Source organism: Brucella sp. LJL56, assembly GCF_054871705.1.
This window is the reverse complement of the sequence record NZ_JBTXLQ010000009.1, coordinates 93,819-112,945: the sequence shown is the minus strand read 5'-3', so window position 1 is coordinate 112,945 and position 19,127 is coordinate 93,819. Positions and strand designations below refer to the sequence as shown.

Here is a 19,127-nt window from a genome sequence, read left to right as displayed (position 1 = left end):
TTGCCCTGTCCGCCGCGTCATCTTTGACGCGCAGGCATGTCAGGGCGTTGTTATCTCTCACATGGCGAAGGGCGCCCGACCCGAAGGCCGGGCTCCACTTTTCAGGATCATGTCCTATTCAGCCGCGACACCGATCTGCATGCGCTCCATCTCTTCCAGAGCGCGACGGTATTCGACCGGCATGACCTTCACGAATTTGGGGCGATAGCTCTCCCAATTGTCGAGAATATCCTTCGCCCGCGTCGAGCCTGTGTAGTGCAGATGATTGGCGATTAGCTGCACCAGACGTTCCTCATCATGATGGGTCATATTGGCCGAAACGTCCACACGGCCCTTATGCATGAGGTCACCGCCATGGTGATGCAGCTTTTCGAGGATGTCGTCTTCTTCCGGAACCGGTTCCAACTCAACCATTGCCATGTTGCAGCGCTGGGCGAAATCGCCTTCCTCGTCAAGCACATAGGCGACGCCGCCCGACATGCCCGCCGCGAAATTGCGACCCGTCTGACCGATAACCACGACGACACCGCCGGTCATGTATTCGCAACCGTGATCGCCCACGCCTTCGACAACCGTGACTGCGCCGGAGTTGCGAACGGCGAAACGCTCGCCTGCAACGCCGCGGAAGTAGCACTCGCCTTCAAGCGCACCGTAGAGCACGGTATTGCCGACGATGATGGAATCCTCGGCGATGATGCGTGTATCTTCCGGCGGACGGATGACGATGCGACCACCCGAAAGGCCCTTGCCCACATAGTCGTTGCCATCGCCGATCAGTTCGAACGAGACGCCGCGTGCCAGGAAGGCACCGAAGGACTGGCCAGCCGTACCGCGGAGCGTAACGGCAATGGTGTCTTCCGGCAGGCCCTTGTGGCGGAACCGCTTGGCAACTTCGCCCGACAGCATCGCACCGGCAGAACGGTCGACATTCTTGATGCCGATGTCGATCTTGACGGGCTTGCGTTCTTCAAGCGCAGGCACGGCCTCGGCAATCAGCTTACGGTCGAGAACGTCTTCAATCGGATGATGCTGACGCTCGGTCCAGTGAATCTCGTGCTTCTCGGCCTCCGGCTTGTAGAAAATGCGGCTGAAATCGAGACCCTTGGCCTTCCAGTGGTCGATCATGGACTGCTTTTCCAGAAGCTCGGTCTCGCCGATGATCTGTTCCAGCTTGGTGAAGCCCATGGAGGCCAGCAACGCACGCACTTCTTCAGCCAGATAGAAGAAGAAGTTGATGACGTGTTCCGGCGTGCCCTTGAAGCGCTTGCGCAGAACCGGGTCCTGCGTCGCCACACCTACCGGGCAAGTGTTCAGATGGCACTTGCGCATCATGATGCAGCCAGCAGCAATCAACGGGGCCGTCGAAAAACCGAACTCGTCGGCACCGAGCAACGCGCCGATAACCACGTCGCGACCGGTCCGCAGACCGCCATCGACCTGCAGGGCGACGCGGGAGCGGAGCCCGTTCAGCACCAGCGTCTGATGAGTTTCGGCAAGGCCGATTTCCCATGGACTACCGGCATGTTTCAGCGAGGTGAGCGGCGAAGCGCCCGTGCCGCCATCATAACCCGATACGGTGATGTGATCGGCGCGTGCCTTGGCAACACCGGCAGCAACCGTGCCGACGCCCACTTCCGACACCAGCTTGACCGAAATATCTGCAGCCGGATTGACGTTCTTCAGATCGTAGATGAGCTGCGCCAGATCTTCGATGGAATAGATGTCGTGGTGCGGCGGCGGCGAAATGAGACCAACGCCCGGCGTCGAGTGACGGGTCTTGGCGATGGTCGCATCGACCTTGTGGCCTGGAAGCTGGCCGCCTTCGCCGGGCTTTGCACCCTGCGCGACCTTGATCTGGATCAGATCGGAGTTGACGAGATATTCCGTCGTCACGCCGAAACGGCCCGATGCAACCTGCTTGATCGCAGAGCGTTCCGGGTTTGGCGTGCCATCCGGCAGCGGATAGAAACGATCCGGTTCTTCACCGCCTTCGCCTGTGTTCGACTTGCCGCCAATGGCGTTCATCGCACGCGCCAGCGTGGTGTGTGCCTCGCGGCTGATGGAGCCGAAAGACATGGCGCCTGTTGAGAAGCGCTTGACGATATCGACCGCCGGCTCGACTTCGTCGATGGAAACCGGCTTGAGACCGCGCTCTTCGGCAAAGCGGATATCGAACAGGCCACGAATGGTCTTGGCCTGCGCCGACTTGGAGTCGAGCATGCTCGTATATTCGGTAAAGGTCTCCGGGTTCGAAGTGCGCACTGCATGCTGCAGCTTGGCAACCGCATCCGGCGACCACAAATGCGCCTCGCCGCGCATGCGGTAGGCATATTCGCCGCCGACTTCCAGCGCGGTTAGCAGAACCGGGTCGTTGCCGAAGGCATCGGTGTGACGGCGCACGGTTTCTTCCGAGATTTCGTCCAGGCCAACACCTTCGATGCTGGTGGCGGTACCGAAGAAGTACTTGTCGACAAAGCTCGACTGCAATCCGACCGCATCGAAAATCTGCGCGCCGCAATAGGACTGGTAGGTCGAGATGCCCATCTTGGACATGACCTTGAGAATGCCCTTGCCGATCGACTTGATGTAGCGCTTGACCACTTCATATTCATCGACTTCCGGTGGAAATTCGCGGCGGCGATGCATGTCGAGCAGCGTATCGAAGGCGAGATACGGGTTGATGGCTTCGGCACCATAGCCTGCAAGGCAGGCGAAGTGATGTATTTCGCGCGGTTCGCCCGATTCGACCACGAGGCCGACCGAAGTCCGCAGACCCTTGCGGATCAGATGATGATGCACGGCAGCAGTCGCCAGCAGAGCCGGGATCGGAATGCGGTCCGGGCCAACCTGACGGTCAGACAGGATAACGATGTTGTAGCCGCCATGAACAGCCGCTTCTGCGCGGTCGCACAAACGCTCAATGGCGCCATGCATACCGGCTGCGCCCTCACCCGTATTATAGGTGATGTCGAGCGTCTTGGTGTCGAAACGATCTTCCGTGTGACCGATGGAGCGGATCTTTTCCAGATCGCCATTGGTCAGGATCGGCTGGCGCACTTCCAGACGCTTGCGGCGTGAATTGCCGATAAGGTCGAAAATGTTGGGGCGCGGACCGATGAAGGAAACGAGGCTCATCACCAGTTCTTCACGGATCGGATCAATCGGCGGGTTGGTGACCTGCGCAAAGTTCTGCTTGAAATAGGTGAACAGCATCTTCGACTTGTCGGACATGGCCGAAATCGGCGTATCCGTACCCATCGAACCGATAGCTTCCTGACCGGTGGTCGCCATCGGGGACATCAGAAGTCTGGTGTCTTCCTGAGTGTAGCCGAAAGCCTGCTGGCGGTCGAGAAGGCTAACATCCTTGCGCAGCGCACGCGGCTCGACCGGATTGAGGTCCTCCAGAATGAGCTGGGTGTTAGCCAGCCACTGCTTGTAAGGATGCTTCTGCGCGATCTGCGACTTGATTTCTTCGTCGGAAACGATGCGACCTTCTTCCATATCAATGAGCAGCATACGACCCGGCTGAAGACGCCACTTCTTGACGACCTTCTTCTCGTCCACCGGCAAGACACCGGCTTCCGAAGCCAGAATGACGAAATCGTCGTCGGTCACGATGTAGCGGGCCGGACGCAGGCCGTTGCGGTCCAGCGTCGCGCCGATCTGGCGGCCATCGGTGAAGGCCACGGCAGCCGGGCCGTCCCATGGTTCCATCAGGGCAGCATGATATTCATAGAACGCACGGCGATCATCCGCCATCAGCTTGTTGCCCGACCATGCTTCCGGGATCAGCATCATCATCGCATGGGCGAGGCTGTAGCCACCCTGATGCAGGAATTCGAGCGCGTTATCAAAGCAGGCCGTATCCGACTGACCTTCGTAGGAAATCGGCCACAGCTTGGAAATGTCGTTGCCGAACAGTTCAGAGTCGACCGAAGCCTGACGCGCCGCCATCCAGTTCACATTGCCGCGCAGCGTGTTGATTTCGCCGTTATGCGCGACCATGCGGTAAGGGTGAGCCAAACGCCAGGACGGGAAGGTGTTGGTCGAGAAACGCTGGTGAACCAGCGCCACCGCGCTTTCAAAACGCGGGTCCTTCAGGTCCTGATAATAGGCACCGACCTGGTAAGCCAGGAACATGCCCTTGTAGACGACCGTGCGCGCCGACATGGAAACGACGTAGAAGCCGTTATCGTCGCCGTCGTTTTCCTGATAGATGCGGTTGGAAATGACTTTGCGCAGCACGAAAAGGCGCCGCTCGAAATCATCGTCCATTTCCAGCATCGGGTTGCGGCCGATGAAGACCTGAACATGGAACGGTTCGGTCGCAGCAATATCCGGCGCTTTCGACAAGGATGAGTTATCGACCGGCACTTCACGGAAGCCGATGAACTGCTGGCCTTCGGCAGCGACCACTTCCTTGACGATTTCTTCAGCGTGGGCGCGCAGCTTTGCGTCACGCGGCATGAACAGGTAGCCAACGCCGTAATGGCCCGGCTGCGGCAGGTCGATGCCTTGACGTGCCATTTCCTCACGGAAGAAGCGATCTGGAATCTGCACGAGAATGCCAGCGCCGTCACCCATCAGCGGGTCGGCGCCGACGGCGCCGCGATGGGTGAGGTTTTCCAGCATCTTGAGGCCGTTTTCCACGACCTCGTGCGACTTCTTGCCCTTCATATGGGCAATGAAGCCAACGCCGCACGCATCATGCTCGTTGCGCGGATCGTAGAGACCTTGAGCTGGGGGAACGCCCGCCGCCTTGGTTTTTCGCGTCGTTCGGATAGAAGCCGTCGTCGCAGCTTTGACCGTTCCGTTCTGTACGTTGTGAGAAACCACATGCGATACAGATGGCGTCAAATGCGTCATCGTCATTCCCTCCGTTTGGCCCTCTTCATGAGGCGCGCGATCAGTATATACCGAGATAGTGACAACCATCTCGCCGTTGTTCTAGATATATGGAAAGCCTTATCGACAAGGCGTTGGACGAGGTTCCAGACAAATGGCAAAGCCAAGCGGGCAAAGCCGGTGCGAGGAACAATGTTTTGCGCCTTATTCTCATCAGGCTCGGACAGACAACACTCAGCCCGCCAGATTAAGGCGCACGCGAATCTTCCCTGTCACAGTCGCAGCGCCGGTCACCGTCAGGCCGATGGCCCGCCAGCACGGCGCTTTTTCTGAAGCCGACGGCTAGGATATTCTATCCTTTTCGTCTGCATCAGCCTCTAATTGGACAGCATTGCTGTCCTAATTACGTATGACAGAATTCAAATTGCCTCACAAGATGGAAACGCAATTTTTCTCAGCACCTTCCGTAATAAAATATCAAAAGACGTGATTTTACTGGACTTTAATTGCGTACAGGCACCATTGCGTCAGTTTGGCGCGCCCTCGCCTTTTCCGAAAACGCCTAAAAATTGAGCAATTTGACAGCATTTTTCCAGCGCGTCAGGCCTTAACCGCTTCTGTCAGACAGTTTATAGACACATCGACTGTGCGAAAGCCTATTGAACTCATCCGGAGGAACACGTGCACTTTGCGTCAGACAATTGGGCAGGCGCCCATCCGAAAATCGCCGAAAGCCTTTCGTTGCATGCTGCAGGTTTTGCGGCAGCCTATGGCGCAAGCGAGATCGACAAACGTGTAGAGCAGCGCTTCAACGAGTTGTTCGAGCGCGAAGTCGCGGTGTTCTTCGTCGGAACCGGTACAGCCGCCAACTCGCTGGCGCTCGCCAGTGTCAACCGGCCCGGCGGGGTTTCGCTGGTGCACCGTGAGGCGCATGTGATCGAAGACGAATGCGGCGCGCCCGAATATTTTACTGGCGGCGCACGCCTGCATCCGATCGACGGTGCGCATGGTCGTATCGATCCTGAACTTCTCAAACGCGAGTTAAAGCGCTTCAACCCGGCTTTCGTTCATGCCGGGCAGCCCATGGCGGTCAGCATCACCCAGGCGACTGAAGTCGGCACGCTCTACCAGCCCGAACATATCGCCACCATTTCCAAGATCTGCCGCGATGCCGGTCTGCCGCTGCACATGGACGGCGCACGTTTTGCCAACGCGCTTGTTTCGCTGGACATGACGCCGGCAGAAATGACATGGAAACAGGGCGTGGACATCGTTTCCTTCGGTGGCACGAAAAACGGTTGCTGGTGCGCCGAAGCACTGGTCTTCATGGACCCGGCACGTGCCAAGGATCTGCCGTTCATTCGCAAGCGCGCGGCGCAGCTCTTCTCCAAGACCCGCTTTGTAGCAGCGCAGTTCGATGCTTACCTGCAGGATGATCTCTGGCTTGAACTGGCCCGTCATTCGAACGCGCTTGCAACGCGCCTCGCCGGTCATATCAATGCGTCGAGCCAGATGCGCCTTGCCTGGAAGCCGGAAGCCAATGAGGTCTTCGCCATCATGAAACAGTCGGTCTATGACCGTCTACGCAATGCGGGTGCAATCTTCTACGACTGGAACCCGCCGCATTCAGAAGTGAACCGCATCAGCGAGGGCGAAATTTTCGCCCGCTTCGTGACGAGCTTTGCCAATACGGAAGAAGATATCGACCGTTTCGCCGACTTGATCGCCTGACGCTCTTTAATATCTATGAAAAAGGCGGCGCATCAAGCGCCGCCTTTTCTTATTCATTATCCGCCGAGCTTAATGCGCGGTTTTCGCCTCAATCTGCTGAGCGCTGTCAGAGCCAGCCTTGGCGACTTCGATCTTGCGCGGTTTCATCTGTTCAGGAATTTCGCGCTTGAGATCGATGTGCAGGAGACCGTTTTTCAGGCTCGCACCGGCGACTTCAACGAAGTCGGCAAGCTGGAAACGGCGCTCGAAAGCACGCGAGGCAATACCACGATAGAGAACTTCACCGATATCTGAAGCATTCTCATCGGCCTTCTGGCCCTTGATGGTGAGCTGGTTGCGGTGCGCTTCGATTTCGAGTTCGCTTTCGGAAAAGCCCGCAACCGCCATCGTGATGCGATAGGTGTTCTCACCCGTGCGCTCGATATTATACGGCGGATAGGACTGGTTACCTTCCGGCGAAGCGAGCGTATCAAGCATGGTGAAAAGCCGATCGAAACCAACCGTGGAACGATAGAGCGGGGAAAAATCTACGTGACGCATGTGTTAGCCCTCCTTTAGAGCGACATGATGCTTGTTTCAGCATGATCTTTTCCGAAGAGCGCTGAGCCCATTCGGGATCATACAGGGCGGCGAAATTCCCTTATGGCGAATTCCTGGATGCCGGCGGCCCCTTCCAGGCGACCGCAAAACTCATTTGGGAACGGTTCTTTTTCATTTCAAGGCCGCACGCGCGTGGCGATCGCGAAACGAAGTCTACACGCGCTGTCACTTTGCGTAACAACTCCTGATCGATAGGGGCCTACATTTTGGGGGATCGGCCGCACAATGAACCCAAAATGAACATCATCTTTGGCGAGCGTTCAGCCGCTTGGGGCTAATGTCCCACCATGCCTGCTGCAAAGCAGGTTCACTGAAGGATCACGGTTATGAGAAAAGCTGTTCTCGCTTTTGCCGCACTTGCCACCGTCGCGACCGGTTTTGCGACACAATCCCTTGCAGCCGATAGCGGCCTGCGCGTTCAGATTCAGTACTATGATGATGACGGCTATCGTCCGCCGCGTCCTTACCCAGGTCCGCGTCCCGGTTGGGATGGTGGCCCGGACCGCCGCCCAGGCTGGGGCGACGATTATGGCCGTCGCGACATTATGGGACCGCGCCGTATCGCACGCTCGCTGGAACGCCGCGGCTATGATGTCGGCGACATACGCCTCAACCGCGACACCTATTTGGTCCGCGCCACAAGACCGAACGGTCGCCGCGTCATCGTCATGGTCGACGCCTATTCGGGCCGCATCGTCGGTGAGCGTCGCCCCGGCGGATACTGAGCACTTCTTTCTTCACATTTTTCGATAGGCCAGCCGGCGTAACGTCCCTTGCATCGGCTGTTCTTTGAGCCGGAAGTTCGTTCTCGAACTTCCGGTTACTTTTTATCATCAATTGTCCCATTATGCTGCCAGCACCTATCCCAACCCGAAACAGAAAGGCCCGCAATCGGATGTCGGAACTGCTTTTCGAAACCGATGCGAATCCGATTCCGCATGGGATAAAGGCCGGGCTGCTTGAAGCGAAGGGCGGTAAAACCCTGCGCTATGCCGTTCTGAAAGCCGAAACGAGACCGATACGGGGAACAGTGGTCCTGCTTCAGGGACGCAATGAGTTCATCGAAAAATACTTCGAAACCATGACCGATCTGAGCGCACGCGGGTTCACGGTCGTGACTTTCGACTGGCGCGGACAAGGTGGCTCGCACCGGCTGCTGAAAGATCGTCAGCGCGGCTATGTCCGCAGTTTCGATGACTATTGCGATGATCTCGACTTTGTCCTTGACCAAGTCGCTTTGCCTGACTGTCCCCCGCCTTTCTACATTCTCGGCCATTCCGCCGGTGCACTTGTTGCGCTTTCTTCGATGGGCAGGTTGACATCACGCATCAGCCGTATGGTGCTTTGTGCGCCCTTCATGGGGCTCGATGGGCAAAAACTCAGCGACGACAATGTACGCCGCATCGCATCCGCCTTTCGATGGCTTGGCCTCGGCCAGGTTTATGCCTCCGGTGGACGCAGACTGGCTTCGCGCCCCTTTGCTGGCAATCCGCTGACCAGCGACCCGGCACGCTTCATGCGCAATATGGAAGTTCCACGCCTTTATCCAGAACTGGCGCTTGGCGGGCCTACGGCACGCTGGTTATGGAGTGCACTCGAAACGGCGCGGCGCATAAATCAGCCAGACTTTTACAATGGGCTGACAGTACCCGTCCTCATCGTTGCCGCCGGTGCGGACCGCGTTGTTTCAACGCCGGTGATCGAACGTTTTGTGGCACGCACGCGCAATATCTCGGTGACGACGATTATCGGCGCCCGCCACGAAATGCTTCAGGAAGCTGACTTTTATCGTGAGCAGCTCTGGGCGGCGTTCGATGCTTTCATTCCCGGCTCGTCGGAAGTGGAAATCTTACCGGAGACCATTGAGCCAGCGATCTCCGGTTTTTAGAGCGCGCTTCGATCTGAATGAATCAGATCGGCGCTCTAATCTCTTCTATTTAAAGCATAATCTTATCGATCCTCGTTTCACTCCGGTCGGATTATGCTCTAATCATCCATTCAGCAGATCAAGAGCTGCCCTGTGCAATTCGGGAGTAGCTGCGGCGACAACGTCACCGCCCTTTTCCGCCGGGCCACCATCGCGTTGCGTCACCACACCGCCAGCCTGCTCGATCAGCGGAATGAGAGCAACGATGTCATAGGGCTGCAGACCAGCCTCAACCACGATGTCCGCAAACCCGCCTGCCAGCATGGCGAAGGCATAGCAATCAACTCCATAACGTGACAACCGCACAGCGCCTTCCAGACGATCAAATCTCTTGCGGCTTTTCCCTTTGAAGAGGGCGGGCGTCGTTGTGAACATTGTCGCATCAGCCAGAGCGGCATTCTTGCGTACGGACAGACGACGTGGCGTGTCCTCGCCGCCATTGCGCTCGAGATAAGCGCCATTGCCGTCGCTGTAGAACAGTTCGCCCGTGAAGGGTTGCGACATCATTCCCGCCTTGGCATCGCCATCAACAGTCAGGCCCAAAAGCGTACCCCAGACTGGCAATCCGGAAATGAAGGCACGGGTCCCGTCAATGGGGTCGATAACCCAGACATGACTGCGGTCGATATTCTCCGGCCCATATTCTTCCCCAAGAATACCGTGGTCGGGAAAAGCGCTGCCAATAACAGCGCGAATCGCGCGTTCTGCCGCCCGATCCGCTTCGGTCACCGGATCGAAGCCGACGCTATATTTGTTGTCTATTTCCGTCAGCCGACGAAAACGTGGAAGCGTTTCACGGGCCGCAGCAGCAGCCACTTCGGAAAAAAATGCCTTATCGATCAGCAACCCCGAACTCCTGTTTCCAAGACATGGTGCATACTTGTGCAAACCATGCTAATTTTGCCTACATAATGAGCATACTAAAATTCGCTCAAAAAATATGCGCATTTTCTTGACGTTCATACCATTCAGACGTAACTTAAATCCCAGACAGGTTTTCCTGTCGATGCCTTTCGGGGCATTTCCTCCCTAGTCTTTGACCGCGCTCGTATCGTTCGGGCGCGGTTCTTTTTATCTGGGAGCGTACTTGATGAAGCGCGTTATTCTGCGGCCAGAGGCGGCGCGATAAAGAGATCACCCGGCAGGGACGTCAGATCGCTTAAGAAACCATACAGATCGGCGCAAAGTGTCTCGAATCCTGCAAGCTTGTGCAGGTTCTGCTCGTTCACATAGAGACTGCGATTGATTTCTATCTGCAGTGCATGGCAGGCCATGGCGGGCCTCCCGTAATGCTCGGTGATGAATCCGCCTGCATAGGGCTTGTTGTGTGCAACGGTGTAGCCCAGATCCTGCAACAGATCGATCGCAGCCTGCGTTAGTCTTTCGCTGCACGACCGGCCAAAACGGTCACCAACAATGAAATCCGGGCGCGAGCCGACCTCACCGGGACGCACTCCTCCCGGCATTGAATGGCAGTCGATCAGAACCGCATAGCCAAAACGCTGGCGCGTGGACTGAAGCAGCACATCGAGCGTCTGGTGATACGGCTTGTAGAGGTCTTCGATGCGATAAAACGCTTCAGCAAGCGGGATGCGGCCCGGATAAATCAACTGCCCCTCACCGACCAGACGCGGCACCGTGCCAAGCCCGCCGGCAACGCGCGCCGATTGGCTGTTAACGAAAGGCGGCAGCGGCTCGGCGAACATACGCGGATCGAGTTCATAGGCCTCACGATTTACATCGAGAAATGCGCGCGGGAAATGCGCCTTGAGCAAAGGCGCCCCGAGCCGTGTTGCCGAAGCAAACAGTTCATCGACATAGCAGTCTTCAGAATGGCGTATGCTCAAGGCGTCTAGACGAGAGGCCTCAACGAACGAATGCGGATAATAGCGTCCGCTGTGGGGTGAATTGAAGACAAACGGAATGCGCTGTTCCGCCGGAGCGCATATCTCGAAGGGCGGTATCAGACTAAAATCGCGCTCCAAACTCATTCTTCACCCGTTTTCGACCGGAACACCCGAACCATCCGACGACGATCCTCACCAGTAACGCACCAAATTACGTCAGACGGCCCATGTGTGCAAATGGCTGGAAGCCGAATCTTCCGGCCTTTGCATGGCGTACATATGCGACAATCCTGTCACACTGAACAGCTTGTTGCCAAATACGCGCCATAACAATTAACATTCGCGCGAGCATTCATTCCATATTTACCAAAGAAGCGTTTTCTACGGTGGATATCGAGTCGTTAAGGGTCAGCTTTTGGGCGATGAACACGACACAGAATTCGGACGGAACAATGAAGAGAATCCTTCTAGCTGAAGATGACAATGATATGCGCCGCTTCCTCGTCAAGGCGCTGGAAAAGGCCGGTTATCACGTAACGCACTTCGACAATGGTGCGAGCGCCTATGAAAGATTGCAGGAAGAACCTTTCTCCCTTCTGCTGACTGATATTGTCATGCCGGAAATGGACGGTATCGAACTGGCACGCCGTGCCACAGAAATCGACCCGGACCTGAAAATCATGTTCATCACCGGCTTTGCCGCTGTTGCGCTCAACCCCGATTCGGACGCGCCACGCGACGCAAAGGTGCTTTCCAAGCCATTCCACCTGCGCGACCTGGTGAACGAAATCGAAAAAATGCTGATCGCCGCCTGAGGCGATCCGGCAGATTTGCGGCTCTTTGTTTTATCATCAACAAAAAGACGAAAAAACTTCAAAAAAGAGCATTGACGGGCGCAACGCGATATGGTGTATGCGCCACATCGAATGGGCGTGTAGCTCAGCGGGAGAGCACTACGTTGACATCGTAGGGGTCACAGGTTCAATCCCTGTCACGCCCACCATTCGATCTCCTTGAAATTGTTATGATAATTTGCACAAACTAATCGTTTACCCAAGAATGAGTTTAGCTTAGCAACAGGCCAGCAACTTCAAAATCATGATTGCTTTTTGGTACTTACGTAGACAAACGCCAACTCTTTAGCGCCGCTGATTTTCCTTCTAACGATCGGCATTCAATCGCAACATTAGTACGAGACTATCGGGTTTTAACTAAAAAGAACTCGGAAACGGTCGTCACTGACGCGTTGATTGGTCTGCCCCCACCAACATTCCAAACGGATCACCCCCTGGGGGCAGACCACGAAAGGCGGTGAAGTCAAGCGTGACTTGTTCATCGACAATGGCGGTTATGCGACCGACGCGGCATTGGTGAATACATTTCCCTATAGGAACCACATACATTGCTTTGCAGGAATGGATTTAAAACAATACGATTGATGAATGCGTTGCGCGGTTTCGCAGCGCCAAAAGCATGAAAAAGTTGGTCCAAGAAAGTTACAGAATGAAGCGAGGATGGCGGGTGGATATGGACCACACTGACCTCGCTTTTCTAGATATGAAAAATGAATAGCTTCGATCCGCTCGATTGGCTTCTCCCAACCCCCTAAGCCACTTCGCTCAAGGTTGGCCTTTAATTCAACTCACAACGCTCATATCTTGGAACTCACGTCGGGCACCATCGGCTGGCCACGTATGGTATCAGACAGGTTCATTTGCATGAAAATGTTCCGCAATTTTTGAACCCGTAGCGTACCAGACATCATCATAAGTACGAGTATGGGCGAGAAATTGATCCAGGATTCGACTCCGCATTGGCCGTCCGCTTACTTGAGGATGGAACACGGTAGTGGTAACACCGCCCCATTCGTGTGTCTGTTCAAACTCATCCTTCCAAATGCTCAAAACCGATTCACGGCTGAACAGCGGATTGCTATCGTAGCGATTGCACATGCCATAATTCCAATCATCGAAACTGAAGTTGACTGGAATCTCGATTGGTCCCGCACCATCCGGAAGCGCATGGCGGTAAGGACGAATATCGTCGCGCCAAGAGCTCGAATATTCGATACCGCGTGACCGCAATAACTGAAGCATCTCGACATAGGAATCTCCACCGGGGGCACGATAACCCTTGGGGCGAATGCCCAGAACGCGCTGCATCACCTCAATGCCGCGATCCACCTCCTCGATCATCAAATCGATATTGCCCGGCTCCGGGCGGAAGTGGAGATATCCGTGATGCGCGATTTCATGTCCTGCCACCAAGATGGTCTCACACATCTCCGGATAGGTCTCGACGCTCCATCCGGTTACGAAAAACGTCGCCGGAACTTCATGTCGCTTGAGAATTTCCAGAATTTTTGGCACGCCAATACGAGGCTCGTAACCGCCATAAGAACGCGTGACTAGACGTGTCTGGTTTTTGGGATCCATGGCCAGCCAGACGGATTCGGTATCAATATCAAAAGCCGTAAACAGTACGGACTTTTTGCCTTCCGGCCAGGGAAATTCGGGAGCAGGACCGGACAGATTGCCGGGCACTGTTTTGATGACGTCATAGAAGGAGCTATCGGCCACGTTCATTATTCCTATTGATTTTCATGTACGGTTGATTGATGCATCTCCCTAAAAAGCTTCAGGGAGCGAGAAATGGCGATAAACGAAACGGATCTGCGGGCTCTGAGAGTCTTCATCGCCATTACGCAGTCTGGTGGCTTCGCGAAAGCGCAGAACGATCTCAATTTAAGTCAGCCCACTATTTCGAACATGATCGCCGGTCTGGAAGAAAAAGTCGGATTTCGTGTGTGTGATCGAGGCCGTGCCGGATTCAAGCTGACGGTCAAGGGCGAAGAGCTTTATCGATTGGCTCACACGCTTTTTGCCTCATTTGAAACCTTCAACACCGAAGTCGCAAATCTTCGAAAGGAACTCATCGGAGATCTGAATATCGGCTTCACTGACGATGCACTCGGGTTCTCTTCGCCTTTCATGGATGGTCTGTTGAAATCCTTCTGCCATTCCGCTCCCAATATCCGTTTGATTTTTGCGGAAGGTGACCGTGCGCATCTTGAACAAAAATTGCAGGAAACCAGAATTGATCTGCTTATCGGCCACCTCGATAATAGCGAAAGATACTTCCAACAAAACCTCTATGCCGATGAATACTCACTCTACGCCGCGCCAAATCACTATATATTCGGAAGCTTTGGGACTTCATCAGAGCTTCTCGGCAACGCAAAGTATGTGCGCAGAGCTTTTCCCTGCACTGCCGAAATAAAGTGCCTCTCGGAGGTTTCCGTTTCCGCGATTGCACATTCAACTCCAGCGTTGATTTCTCTTCTGAAGACGGGGCACCTTATAGGCTTTCTGTCATCCAAAGCAGCAGCCGAATATGTCCTGCGTGGTGAATTGATGGAGATAAAGGTTCCGGAGATGCATTATCGGAAAACGATCTCCGCATTTCGCAGGAAGAACAGTAAACCCAATCGTCTGGTCCGTACTTTCCTATCCCATCTGGAAGAATTTCATGCGACGAACAAACATCTTGTCGAAGACAAGTGAATGTACCACCGAGCGGGAAGCATTGCCCATCAGACAAGGCCTGATGAGCAACTGACGCCTATTCTTCGACAATCGACAGGGTCTGATCACCTTCCGTGTAGTGCATCGCATCCAGATAGGCGAGGAACTCATCGACCTGGTCGCCGACAAGGCGACCGAATAAAGAGCCATATTCGCGGCCAAGCTCCGAACGGATTTCGGCAGCGTCATACCCCACTTCAACTACGCCCTGATCAGGGCGCACAGCCAGATAACCGGGATAGAGCGAGCACACAGCCGATTCCAGCGTGTCGAGTTCCTTTGACTTCGGCAAGTCGAAAGTGCTGCAACGGCCAGTCCAGTTGCTGTGGCTTTTCAATTTCGTATGGAGCGGCAGGGACTGTTTGAAAATTGCCGTCGTTAATGGCGCTGTGTCTTCGAACAGTTCGACGTAAACTGACCTCTCACCAATACTAACTTTAATCATTGTCGTTACTCACCACGGAACATTTCAATCGGAATGGAGCCTTTTGAATCAGTCTGAGCAAATGCAGCCAACAACTGATCTACATTGTCATCGACACAGCCGATCAACGAAGCATAGCCATTGACCACACGTGCATGCAGAGGCTGGTCACGATCCTGCGCAACACCATAACTCACCGCAAACATGCCACGCTCGGGACGAAAGCTGATCTGGCCGCGCGACAGAAACGAGGTCGGGTTTTCGACCTTGTCACAAAGATGTGCCAACTCATCGATCTTCATGTAAATCTGCTGGCCGCTCCACCGTGCGTGGCGGATCGGACCATGGACTGGCAGATGGTTCCACAGAACCGCAATGTTTTCAGGTGCTAGATCGTTAAACAGCGTTGCCGATCCAGTGATGTCGCCAATCTTGAAGTGCAAGCGCCGTGTCATCTGTTTGCTCCCGTCATTGAAATGCGGCCCTTGCTTTGGCCGGCGTCGCAAGCCGCCTTGATGTGTGCTGCAACTTCCGACGTGAAGTTCCTGATACGTGCAAAGGGGGTCACATATGACGGACCGGTTGCATTGCGGTGTTCCGCGTGATCATGGGCCAGAAGCAGCTCTGCTGTATGGTTGTAATAGTCTGGCAGTTTGGCCCATATTTCGGGCTTGTATGTCGAGTTACGCTTCTCGATTGGGCGCAGGCAGATCATTCCTGGATACATGGAAATAACTGGCTGCTCAGCTTCCTCGATGGCGAGCACGCGGGCATCATCAAGTCGCGCGTGCAGTGCTGGCCCGCACCAGCTCGAACGCTCGAAGCTGAGGTCAAGTTCTGAAATTGCCTGCATGGCTTCGACGGTCTTTGGCGCCCATTTGTCCAGCAATTCAACTTCAAATGTCCTACCGTCTATCGTTATGGAACTCATCATATTTGGATCCTAAAAGCTGACTTCTTTACCTTCATCGATGGTGATCGTGCTCAGCCCCTGGTCGCCCATGCCAAATTGTTCAAGCAGGGTCTTGTACGTTCCATCGGCGAGCAGTTCTTCAAGTGCCGCCTTGACGGCATTGCGCATTCCGGTGCCAGAGCGGGCAAAGGCGAACCCGTACAGCTCTTCGAACAGAGGTTTGCCGATACCGACAAACATGTTCTTTGGGTCAGTCGCCCAATAAGGGAGTTTTTCAGCACCAATCACGCCAGCAAACACGCGCCCCTGCTGAATTTGCAACTTGGTGTCTGGAAGGCCTTTTGTGCCGATAATCACAAGTTGTTTGTCAGCCGGACAAAACTTTTCGCTCCACTGGGCAAGCTGCTTGAAATAGGTGGTATGTTCCGGCACGCCGATGGCTTTGCCACACAGATCGACCTCTTCCTTCATCGTCCCAACATTATCCTTGAGCGTGTAGAAGACCGGGCCGGTTTTCAGATAATCAACGAAACTCAACTTCTGCTGCCTGCTGGGCACGTCGCTGATATGAGAGCCGAGCATGTCGATGCGTCCGGAATCCAGCGCAGGAATGAGCGACGGCACGTCCATTTCCTGGAATTTGAGTTCAAGGTTCATTTTCTTGGAAAGTGCTTTGACGAGCTCAACGTTAAAGCCGGTCAACTCACCACTCTTGAGATCGTGAAACTCCATGGGCGGTGAATTCGTTTCAGTACCCACGTTCCAGAAGCCGCGCTGCCTGATCTCGGATGTAACGACGTCAGCCGACGTCGCACTTGCCGTATGGACCGACACAATCGTTGCAGCAGAAAGGCCCAATATTTTAGCAACCGTCTTAAGGCACTGTGTTACCTTCATTTTATTCCCCTTTTATCGAAGTACCGTTGATATGAAATTGCTGGTTCTCTCATTGCTTGGCGCATAGAGAATACGTTCGGGCGGGCCAGTCTCGACGATCGAGCCCTTGTCCATGAAGATCACATTGCTCGCGACTTCCCGGGCAAAGCCGAGTTCATGCGTGACAACGATCATCGTCATTCCGGATTCGGCGAGCTTGCGCATAACGATCAACACTTCTGCCACGAGCTCAGGGTCAAGTGCGGATGTCGGTTCATCGAAGAGCATAACTTCCGGGTCCATGGCCAAAGCGCGGGCGATTGCAACACGCTGCTGCTGGCCACCCGACAATTGGATGGGATAGGCAGACGCTTTTTCCCTGAGACCAACTTTCGCAAGCAACTCGTATGCCCGCTGCTCTGCATGACGACGTGAGAAACCTTTCACGTGCATGGGAGCTTCGATGATGTTTTCCAGAACAGTGAAATGGGGAAAGAGATTGAAGCGCTGAAACACCATGCCTAGTTTGGCACGCTGCGCGACAATTTCCTTCGCGGAACGCTCGACAAGCTTTCCGCCTTTCTCGCGCCATCCCTGTATGGATCCATCGACCCATATCAGCCCTTCTTCCGCTCGCTCAAGCTGGTTGATACAACGCAGAAGTGTGCTTTTACCGGAGCCGGACGGCCCTATGAGGCAGGTAATGTCACCTTGAGCAATCTCCAGATTGATATTGTAAAGCACCTGCGCCGAGCCGAAGTATTTATTCAATCCGCGAATGACTATTTTTGACGCGCTCATGATTTACGCCTTACTATCTTCGATTACCAAAACGGAATTATTGTTCTTTCTAGAAGATTTCCCGAGGTAATATTCTACATAGTGCTGACCGATAGTAAGCAGACTTACCAGAAGAAGATACCAAAACGTTGCAACTATAAGCAGTTCCATAATGTAATTATTGACGTAATAGATACGCTGCGCGGCATTTAATATTTCAGAATACTGAATGGCACTAGCCAGAGAGGTAGCTTTCACCATGCTGATAAATTCATTGCCAACCGGAGGTACGATCGCTCTCAGCGCTTGGGGGAGGATGATGCGTCGCATCGCCAAGCCTCGCCCCATGCCCAGTGCATCGGCTGCTTCGGCCTGCCCCATGTCCACCGACATGATGCCCGCTCTGATCACTTCCGCCGTATAAGCACTCTGGCAAATGCCGAGACCCAGTAATGTCGCCACGAATGGCGTCATCAGTGTAACTGTGGACACTTCAAACAAATATGGAACAGCTATAACGGGCCAGATTAGCGCAAGATTGAACCAGAGGAACAGTTGCAGGAGCTGTGGGCTGCCACGAAAGATCCACATGTAAACGACAGCAACCCAACGTGTAACGGGATTGTCCGACATACGCATCAACGCGAGAAGCAATCCAAGAACAAGACCGACCGCCATGGCCAGAGGCGCCATGATGATCGTCTTCAGCAGGCCGCTTAAAATAGTTTTCGCTGTCAAATATTCTCTGACAACACTCCAATCGATCTTGGCATGCGCAAATGATTGAAAAAGAATAACGCACATTGCTAGAATGATTAACGCGGAAATATATCTCAATAAATGCTTGCTTCGCACTCTCTCCAGACTGATGAGACTATCGTAATCAATCCGTTTCACTCTCGCGCTCCCTTGGTATTACACATGGCGACATCCCCTAGGTTTCTTTCCGGCTGACCTTTTAATCGGATTATGATTAGAAAATACGTTCGTTAAATACAGCGATCAAAATCGTTACATTTGGTTATCCAAATGTATTCGTCGCCACTAATGTGCATGAATGGGGTAGTAGCTGTCCGCCTCCTCGAAATCCGGCAAGTTGGCCAGAGCACTCCGCGAACTCGGGCGCATCGAGCAGACACTGTTCTTGATCGAAGGTATTCCAGCTCGGCTTTTCACCGACGTTGTCAGGCCGGACTCAACAAGGGCGAAGCAGCTCATAAACTCAAACGCGCGGTCGTTTTCCACGAACGCGGCAAAATCCGTGATCACTCCTACGACAGCCAGGCGTTCCGTACGTCCGGACTCAATCTGATCGTGAGCGCAATTGTTTACTGGAGTACCGTTTATCTCAGTCGGCCGCCGCACATTTTTGCGACAACAAGCCGGAATATTCCAGACGAGTTATTGAAACATATCTCGCCACTCAGTTGGGAACACATCAATCTTACCGGGATTTATTCCTGAGATGCAGAGCAAGCAACACATGACAGACGGCTTCAGACCCTTGCGCTATACAATGAAGCTTCCGGTACGTGGGAGGATTACGTTGATGTTTGGCTGACAATCCAGAACACCAAACAAAACTCTAAAGCTAGCCTCT

At 54.3% G+C, this 19,127-nt stretch carries 16 protein-coding genes, 1 tRNA gene and 1 pseudogene; 7 read left to right on the top strand and 11 right to left on the bottom strand.

Annotation, left to right across the window (positions count from 1 at the left end; all coding sequences use genetic code 11):
• Positions 1 to 114 precede the first annotated feature (114 nt).
• Positions 115 to 4,866 (bottom strand): glutamate synthase large subunit, encoded by a 4,752-nt coding sequence (gene gltB, locus ACYSN1_RS19890; protein WP_461727250.1) that lies wholly within the window; start codon positions 4,864 to 4,866, stop codon positions 115 to 117.
• A 660-nt stretch (positions 4,867 to 5,526) separates the two neighbouring features.
• Between gltB and ACYSN1_RS19885 the strand changes: the two genes are divergently transcribed.
• Positions 5,527 to 6,576 carry a threonine aldolase family protein gene (locus ACYSN1_RS19885; protein WP_461727249.1) on the top strand — a complete coding sequence of 350 codons (1,050 nt, stop codon included), beginning with the start codon at positions 5,527 to 5,529 and terminating at the stop codon, positions 6,574 to 6,576.
• A gap of 69 nt (positions 6,577 to 6,645) precedes the next feature.
• Here the strand turns inward: ACYSN1_RS19885 and ACYSN1_RS19880 are convergent, their stop codons facing one another.
• A complete protein-coding gene (locus ACYSN1_RS19880; protein WP_461727248.1) occupies positions 6,646 to 7,116 on the bottom strand; it encodes an Hsp20 family protein in 471 nt (156 codons plus the stop codon).
• A 386-nt stretch (positions 7,117 to 7,502) separates the two neighbouring features.
• Between ACYSN1_RS19880 and ACYSN1_RS19875 the strand changes: the two genes are divergently transcribed.
• A complete protein-coding gene (locus tag ACYSN1_RS19875; protein WP_461727247.1) occupies positions 7,503 to 7,901 on the top strand; it encodes an antifreeze protein in 399 nt (132 codons plus the stop codon).
• Between the two features lie 170 nt (positions 7,902 to 8,071).
• A complete protein-coding gene (locus tag ACYSN1_RS19870) occupies positions 8,072 to 9,064 on the top strand; it encodes an alpha/beta fold hydrolase (RefSeq protein WP_461727246.1) in 993 nt (330 codons plus the stop codon).
• A gap of 102 nt (positions 9,065 to 9,166) precedes the next feature.
• Here the strand turns inward: ACYSN1_RS19870 and hisN are convergent, their stop codons facing one another.
• Positions 9,167 to 9,949: a histidinol-phosphatase gene (gene hisN, locus ACYSN1_RS19865; RefSeq protein ID WP_461727245.1), complete on the bottom strand. Its 783-nt coding sequence runs from the start codon at positions 9,947 to 9,949 to the stop codon at positions 9,167 to 9,169.
• A gap of 254 nt (positions 9,950 to 10,203) precedes the next feature.
• A complete protein-coding gene (locus tag ACYSN1_RS19860) occupies positions 10,204 to 11,094 on the bottom strand; it encodes an N-formylglutamate amidohydrolase (RefSeq protein ID WP_461727244.1) in 891 nt (296 codons plus the stop codon).
• A 308-nt stretch (positions 11,095 to 11,402) separates the two neighbouring features.
• On the opposite strand from ACYSN1_RS19860, the gene cpdR reads away from it, so the two are divergent.
• Both cpdR and ACYSN1_RS19850 read left to right on the top strand, forming a co-directional pair.
• A complete protein-coding gene (gene cpdR / locus ACYSN1_RS19855; RefSeq protein WP_002966536.1) occupies positions 11,403 to 11,765 on the top strand; it encodes a cell cycle two-component system response regulator CpdR in 363 nt (120 codons plus the stop codon).
• Between the two features lie 113 nt (positions 11,766 to 11,878).
• A tRNA-Val gene (locus tag ACYSN1_RS19850) sits at positions 11,879 to 11,953 on the top strand.
• A gap of 697 nt (positions 11,954 to 12,650) precedes the next feature.
• On the opposite strand, the gene ACYSN1_RS19845 is transcribed toward ACYSN1_RS19850, so the two are convergent.
• A complete protein-coding gene (locus tag ACYSN1_RS19845; protein ID WP_461727243.1) occupies positions 12,651 to 13,535 on the bottom strand; it encodes a polysaccharide deacetylase family protein in 885 nt (294 codons plus the stop codon).
• 66 nt (positions 13,536 to 13,601) lie between these two features.
• On the opposite strand from ACYSN1_RS19845, the gene ACYSN1_RS19840 reads away from it, so the two are divergent.
• Complete coding sequence (locus ACYSN1_RS19840; protein ID WP_461727242.1) at positions 13,602 to 14,513, top strand: LysR family transcriptional regulator; 912 nt, start codon at positions 13,602 to 13,604, stop codon at positions 14,511 to 14,513.
• Positions 14,514 to 14,571: 58 nt separating this feature from the next.
• Here ACYSN1_RS19840 and ACYSN1_RS19835 read toward each other — a convergent pair whose 3' ends face one another.
• Genes ACYSN1_RS19835 through ACYSN1_RS19810 form a run of 6 tightly spaced genes read right to left on the bottom strand, consistent with a single transcriptional unit; the run spans position 14,572 to position 18,424 of the window.
• On the bottom strand, positions 14,572 to 14,979 hold the full coding sequence (locus ACYSN1_RS19835) for a hypothetical protein (RefSeq protein WP_461727241.1): 408 nt from the start codon (positions 14,977 to 14,979) through the stop codon (positions 14,572 to 14,574).
• 5 nt (positions 14,980 to 14,984) lie between these two features.
• Positions 14,985 to 15,413: a DUF3830 family protein gene (locus ACYSN1_RS19830; protein WP_461727240.1), complete on the bottom strand. Its 429-nt coding sequence runs from the start codon at positions 15,411 to 15,413 to the stop codon at positions 14,985 to 14,987.
• Positions 15,410 to 15,892, bottom strand: coding sequence for a hypothetical protein (locus ACYSN1_RS19825; RefSeq protein WP_461727239.1), 483 nt, complete (start codon positions 15,890 to 15,892; stop codon positions 15,410 to 15,412). Before ACYSN1_RS19825 ends, ACYSN1_RS19830 begins: the two co-directional genes overlap by 4 nt.
• A gap of 9 nt (positions 15,893 to 15,901) precedes the next feature.
• A complete protein-coding gene (locus tag ACYSN1_RS19820) occupies positions 15,902 to 16,768 on the bottom strand; it encodes a transporter substrate-binding domain-containing protein (protein WP_461727238.1) in 867 nt (288 codons plus the stop codon).
• Positions 16,769 to 16,780: 12 nt separating this feature from the next.
• Entirely contained in the window at positions 16,781 to 17,548 is a 768-nt protein-coding gene (locus tag ACYSN1_RS19815; protein WP_461727237.1) for an amino acid ABC transporter ATP-binding protein, read from the bottom strand.
• Between the two features lie 3 nt (positions 17,549 to 17,551).
• The gene (locus ACYSN1_RS19810) at positions 17,552 to 18,424 is read right to left on the bottom strand and encodes an amino acid ABC transporter permease (protein WP_461727236.1); all 873 of its coding nucleotides are present in this window, start codon (positions 18,422 to 18,424) and stop codon (positions 17,552 to 17,554) included.
• Positions 18,425 to 18,596: 172 nt separating this feature from the next.
• On the opposite strand from ACYSN1_RS19810, the pseudogene ACYSN1_RS19805 reads away from it, so the two are divergent.
• Positions 18,597 to 19,088: pseudogene (locus tag ACYSN1_RS19805) on the top strand (Tn3 family transposase); the annotation flags it as partial.
• Between the last annotated feature and the right edge of the window lie 39 nt (positions 19,089 to 19,127).

Excerpts from the sequence above, each read along its gene's own strand:
- gltB (WP_461727250.1), bottom strand. The coding sequence starts at position 4,866 with ATGACGCATTTGACGCCATCTGTATCGCATGTGGTTTCTCACAACGTA.
- ACYSN1_RS19880 (WP_461727248.1), bottom strand. The coding sequence starts at position 7,116 with ATGCGTCACGTAGATTTTTCCCCGCTCTATCGTTCCACGGTTGGTTTC.
- ACYSN1_RS19875 (WP_461727247.1), top strand. The coding sequence starts at position 7,503 with ATGAGAAAAGCTGTTCTCGCTTTTGCCGCACTTGCCACCGTCGCGACC.
- ACYSN1_RS19870 (WP_461727246.1), top strand. The coding sequence starts at position 8,072 with ATGTCGGAACTGCTTTTCGAAACCGATGCGAATCCGATTCCGCATGGG.
- ACYSN1_RS19860 (WP_461727244.1), bottom strand. The coding sequence starts at position 11,094 with ATGAGTTTGGAGCGCGATTTTAGTCTGATACCGCCCTTCGAGATATGC.
- cpdR (WP_002966536.1), top strand. The coding sequence starts at position 11,403 with ATGAAGAGAATCCTTCTAGCTGAAGATGACAATGATATGCGCCGCTTC.
- ACYSN1_RS19845 (WP_461727243.1), bottom strand. The coding sequence starts at position 13,535 with ATGAACGTGGCCGATAGCTCCTTCTATGACGTCATCAAAACAGTGCCC.
- ACYSN1_RS19840 (WP_461727242.1), top strand. The coding sequence starts at position 13,602 with ATGGCGATAAACGAAACGGATCTGCGGGCTCTGAGAGTCTTCATCGCC.
- ACYSN1_RS19835 (WP_461727241.1), bottom strand. The coding sequence starts at position 14,979 with ATGATTAAAGTTAGTATTGGTGAGAGGTCAGTTTACGTCGAACTGTTC.
- ACYSN1_RS19830 (WP_461727240.1), bottom strand. The coding sequence starts at position 15,413 with ATGACACGGCGCTTGCACTTCAAGATTGGCGACATCACTGGATCGGCA.
- ACYSN1_RS19825 (WP_461727239.1), bottom strand. The coding sequence starts at position 15,892 with ATGATGAGTTCCATAACGATAGACGGTAGGACATTTGAAGTTGAATTG.
- ACYSN1_RS19820 (WP_461727238.1), bottom strand. The coding sequence starts at position 16,768 with ATGAAGGTAACACAGTGCCTTAAGACGGTTGCTAAAATATTGGGCCTT.
- ACYSN1_RS19815 (WP_461727237.1), bottom strand. The coding sequence starts at position 17,548 with ATGAGCGCGTCAAAAATAGTCATTCGCGGATTGAATAAATACTTCGGC.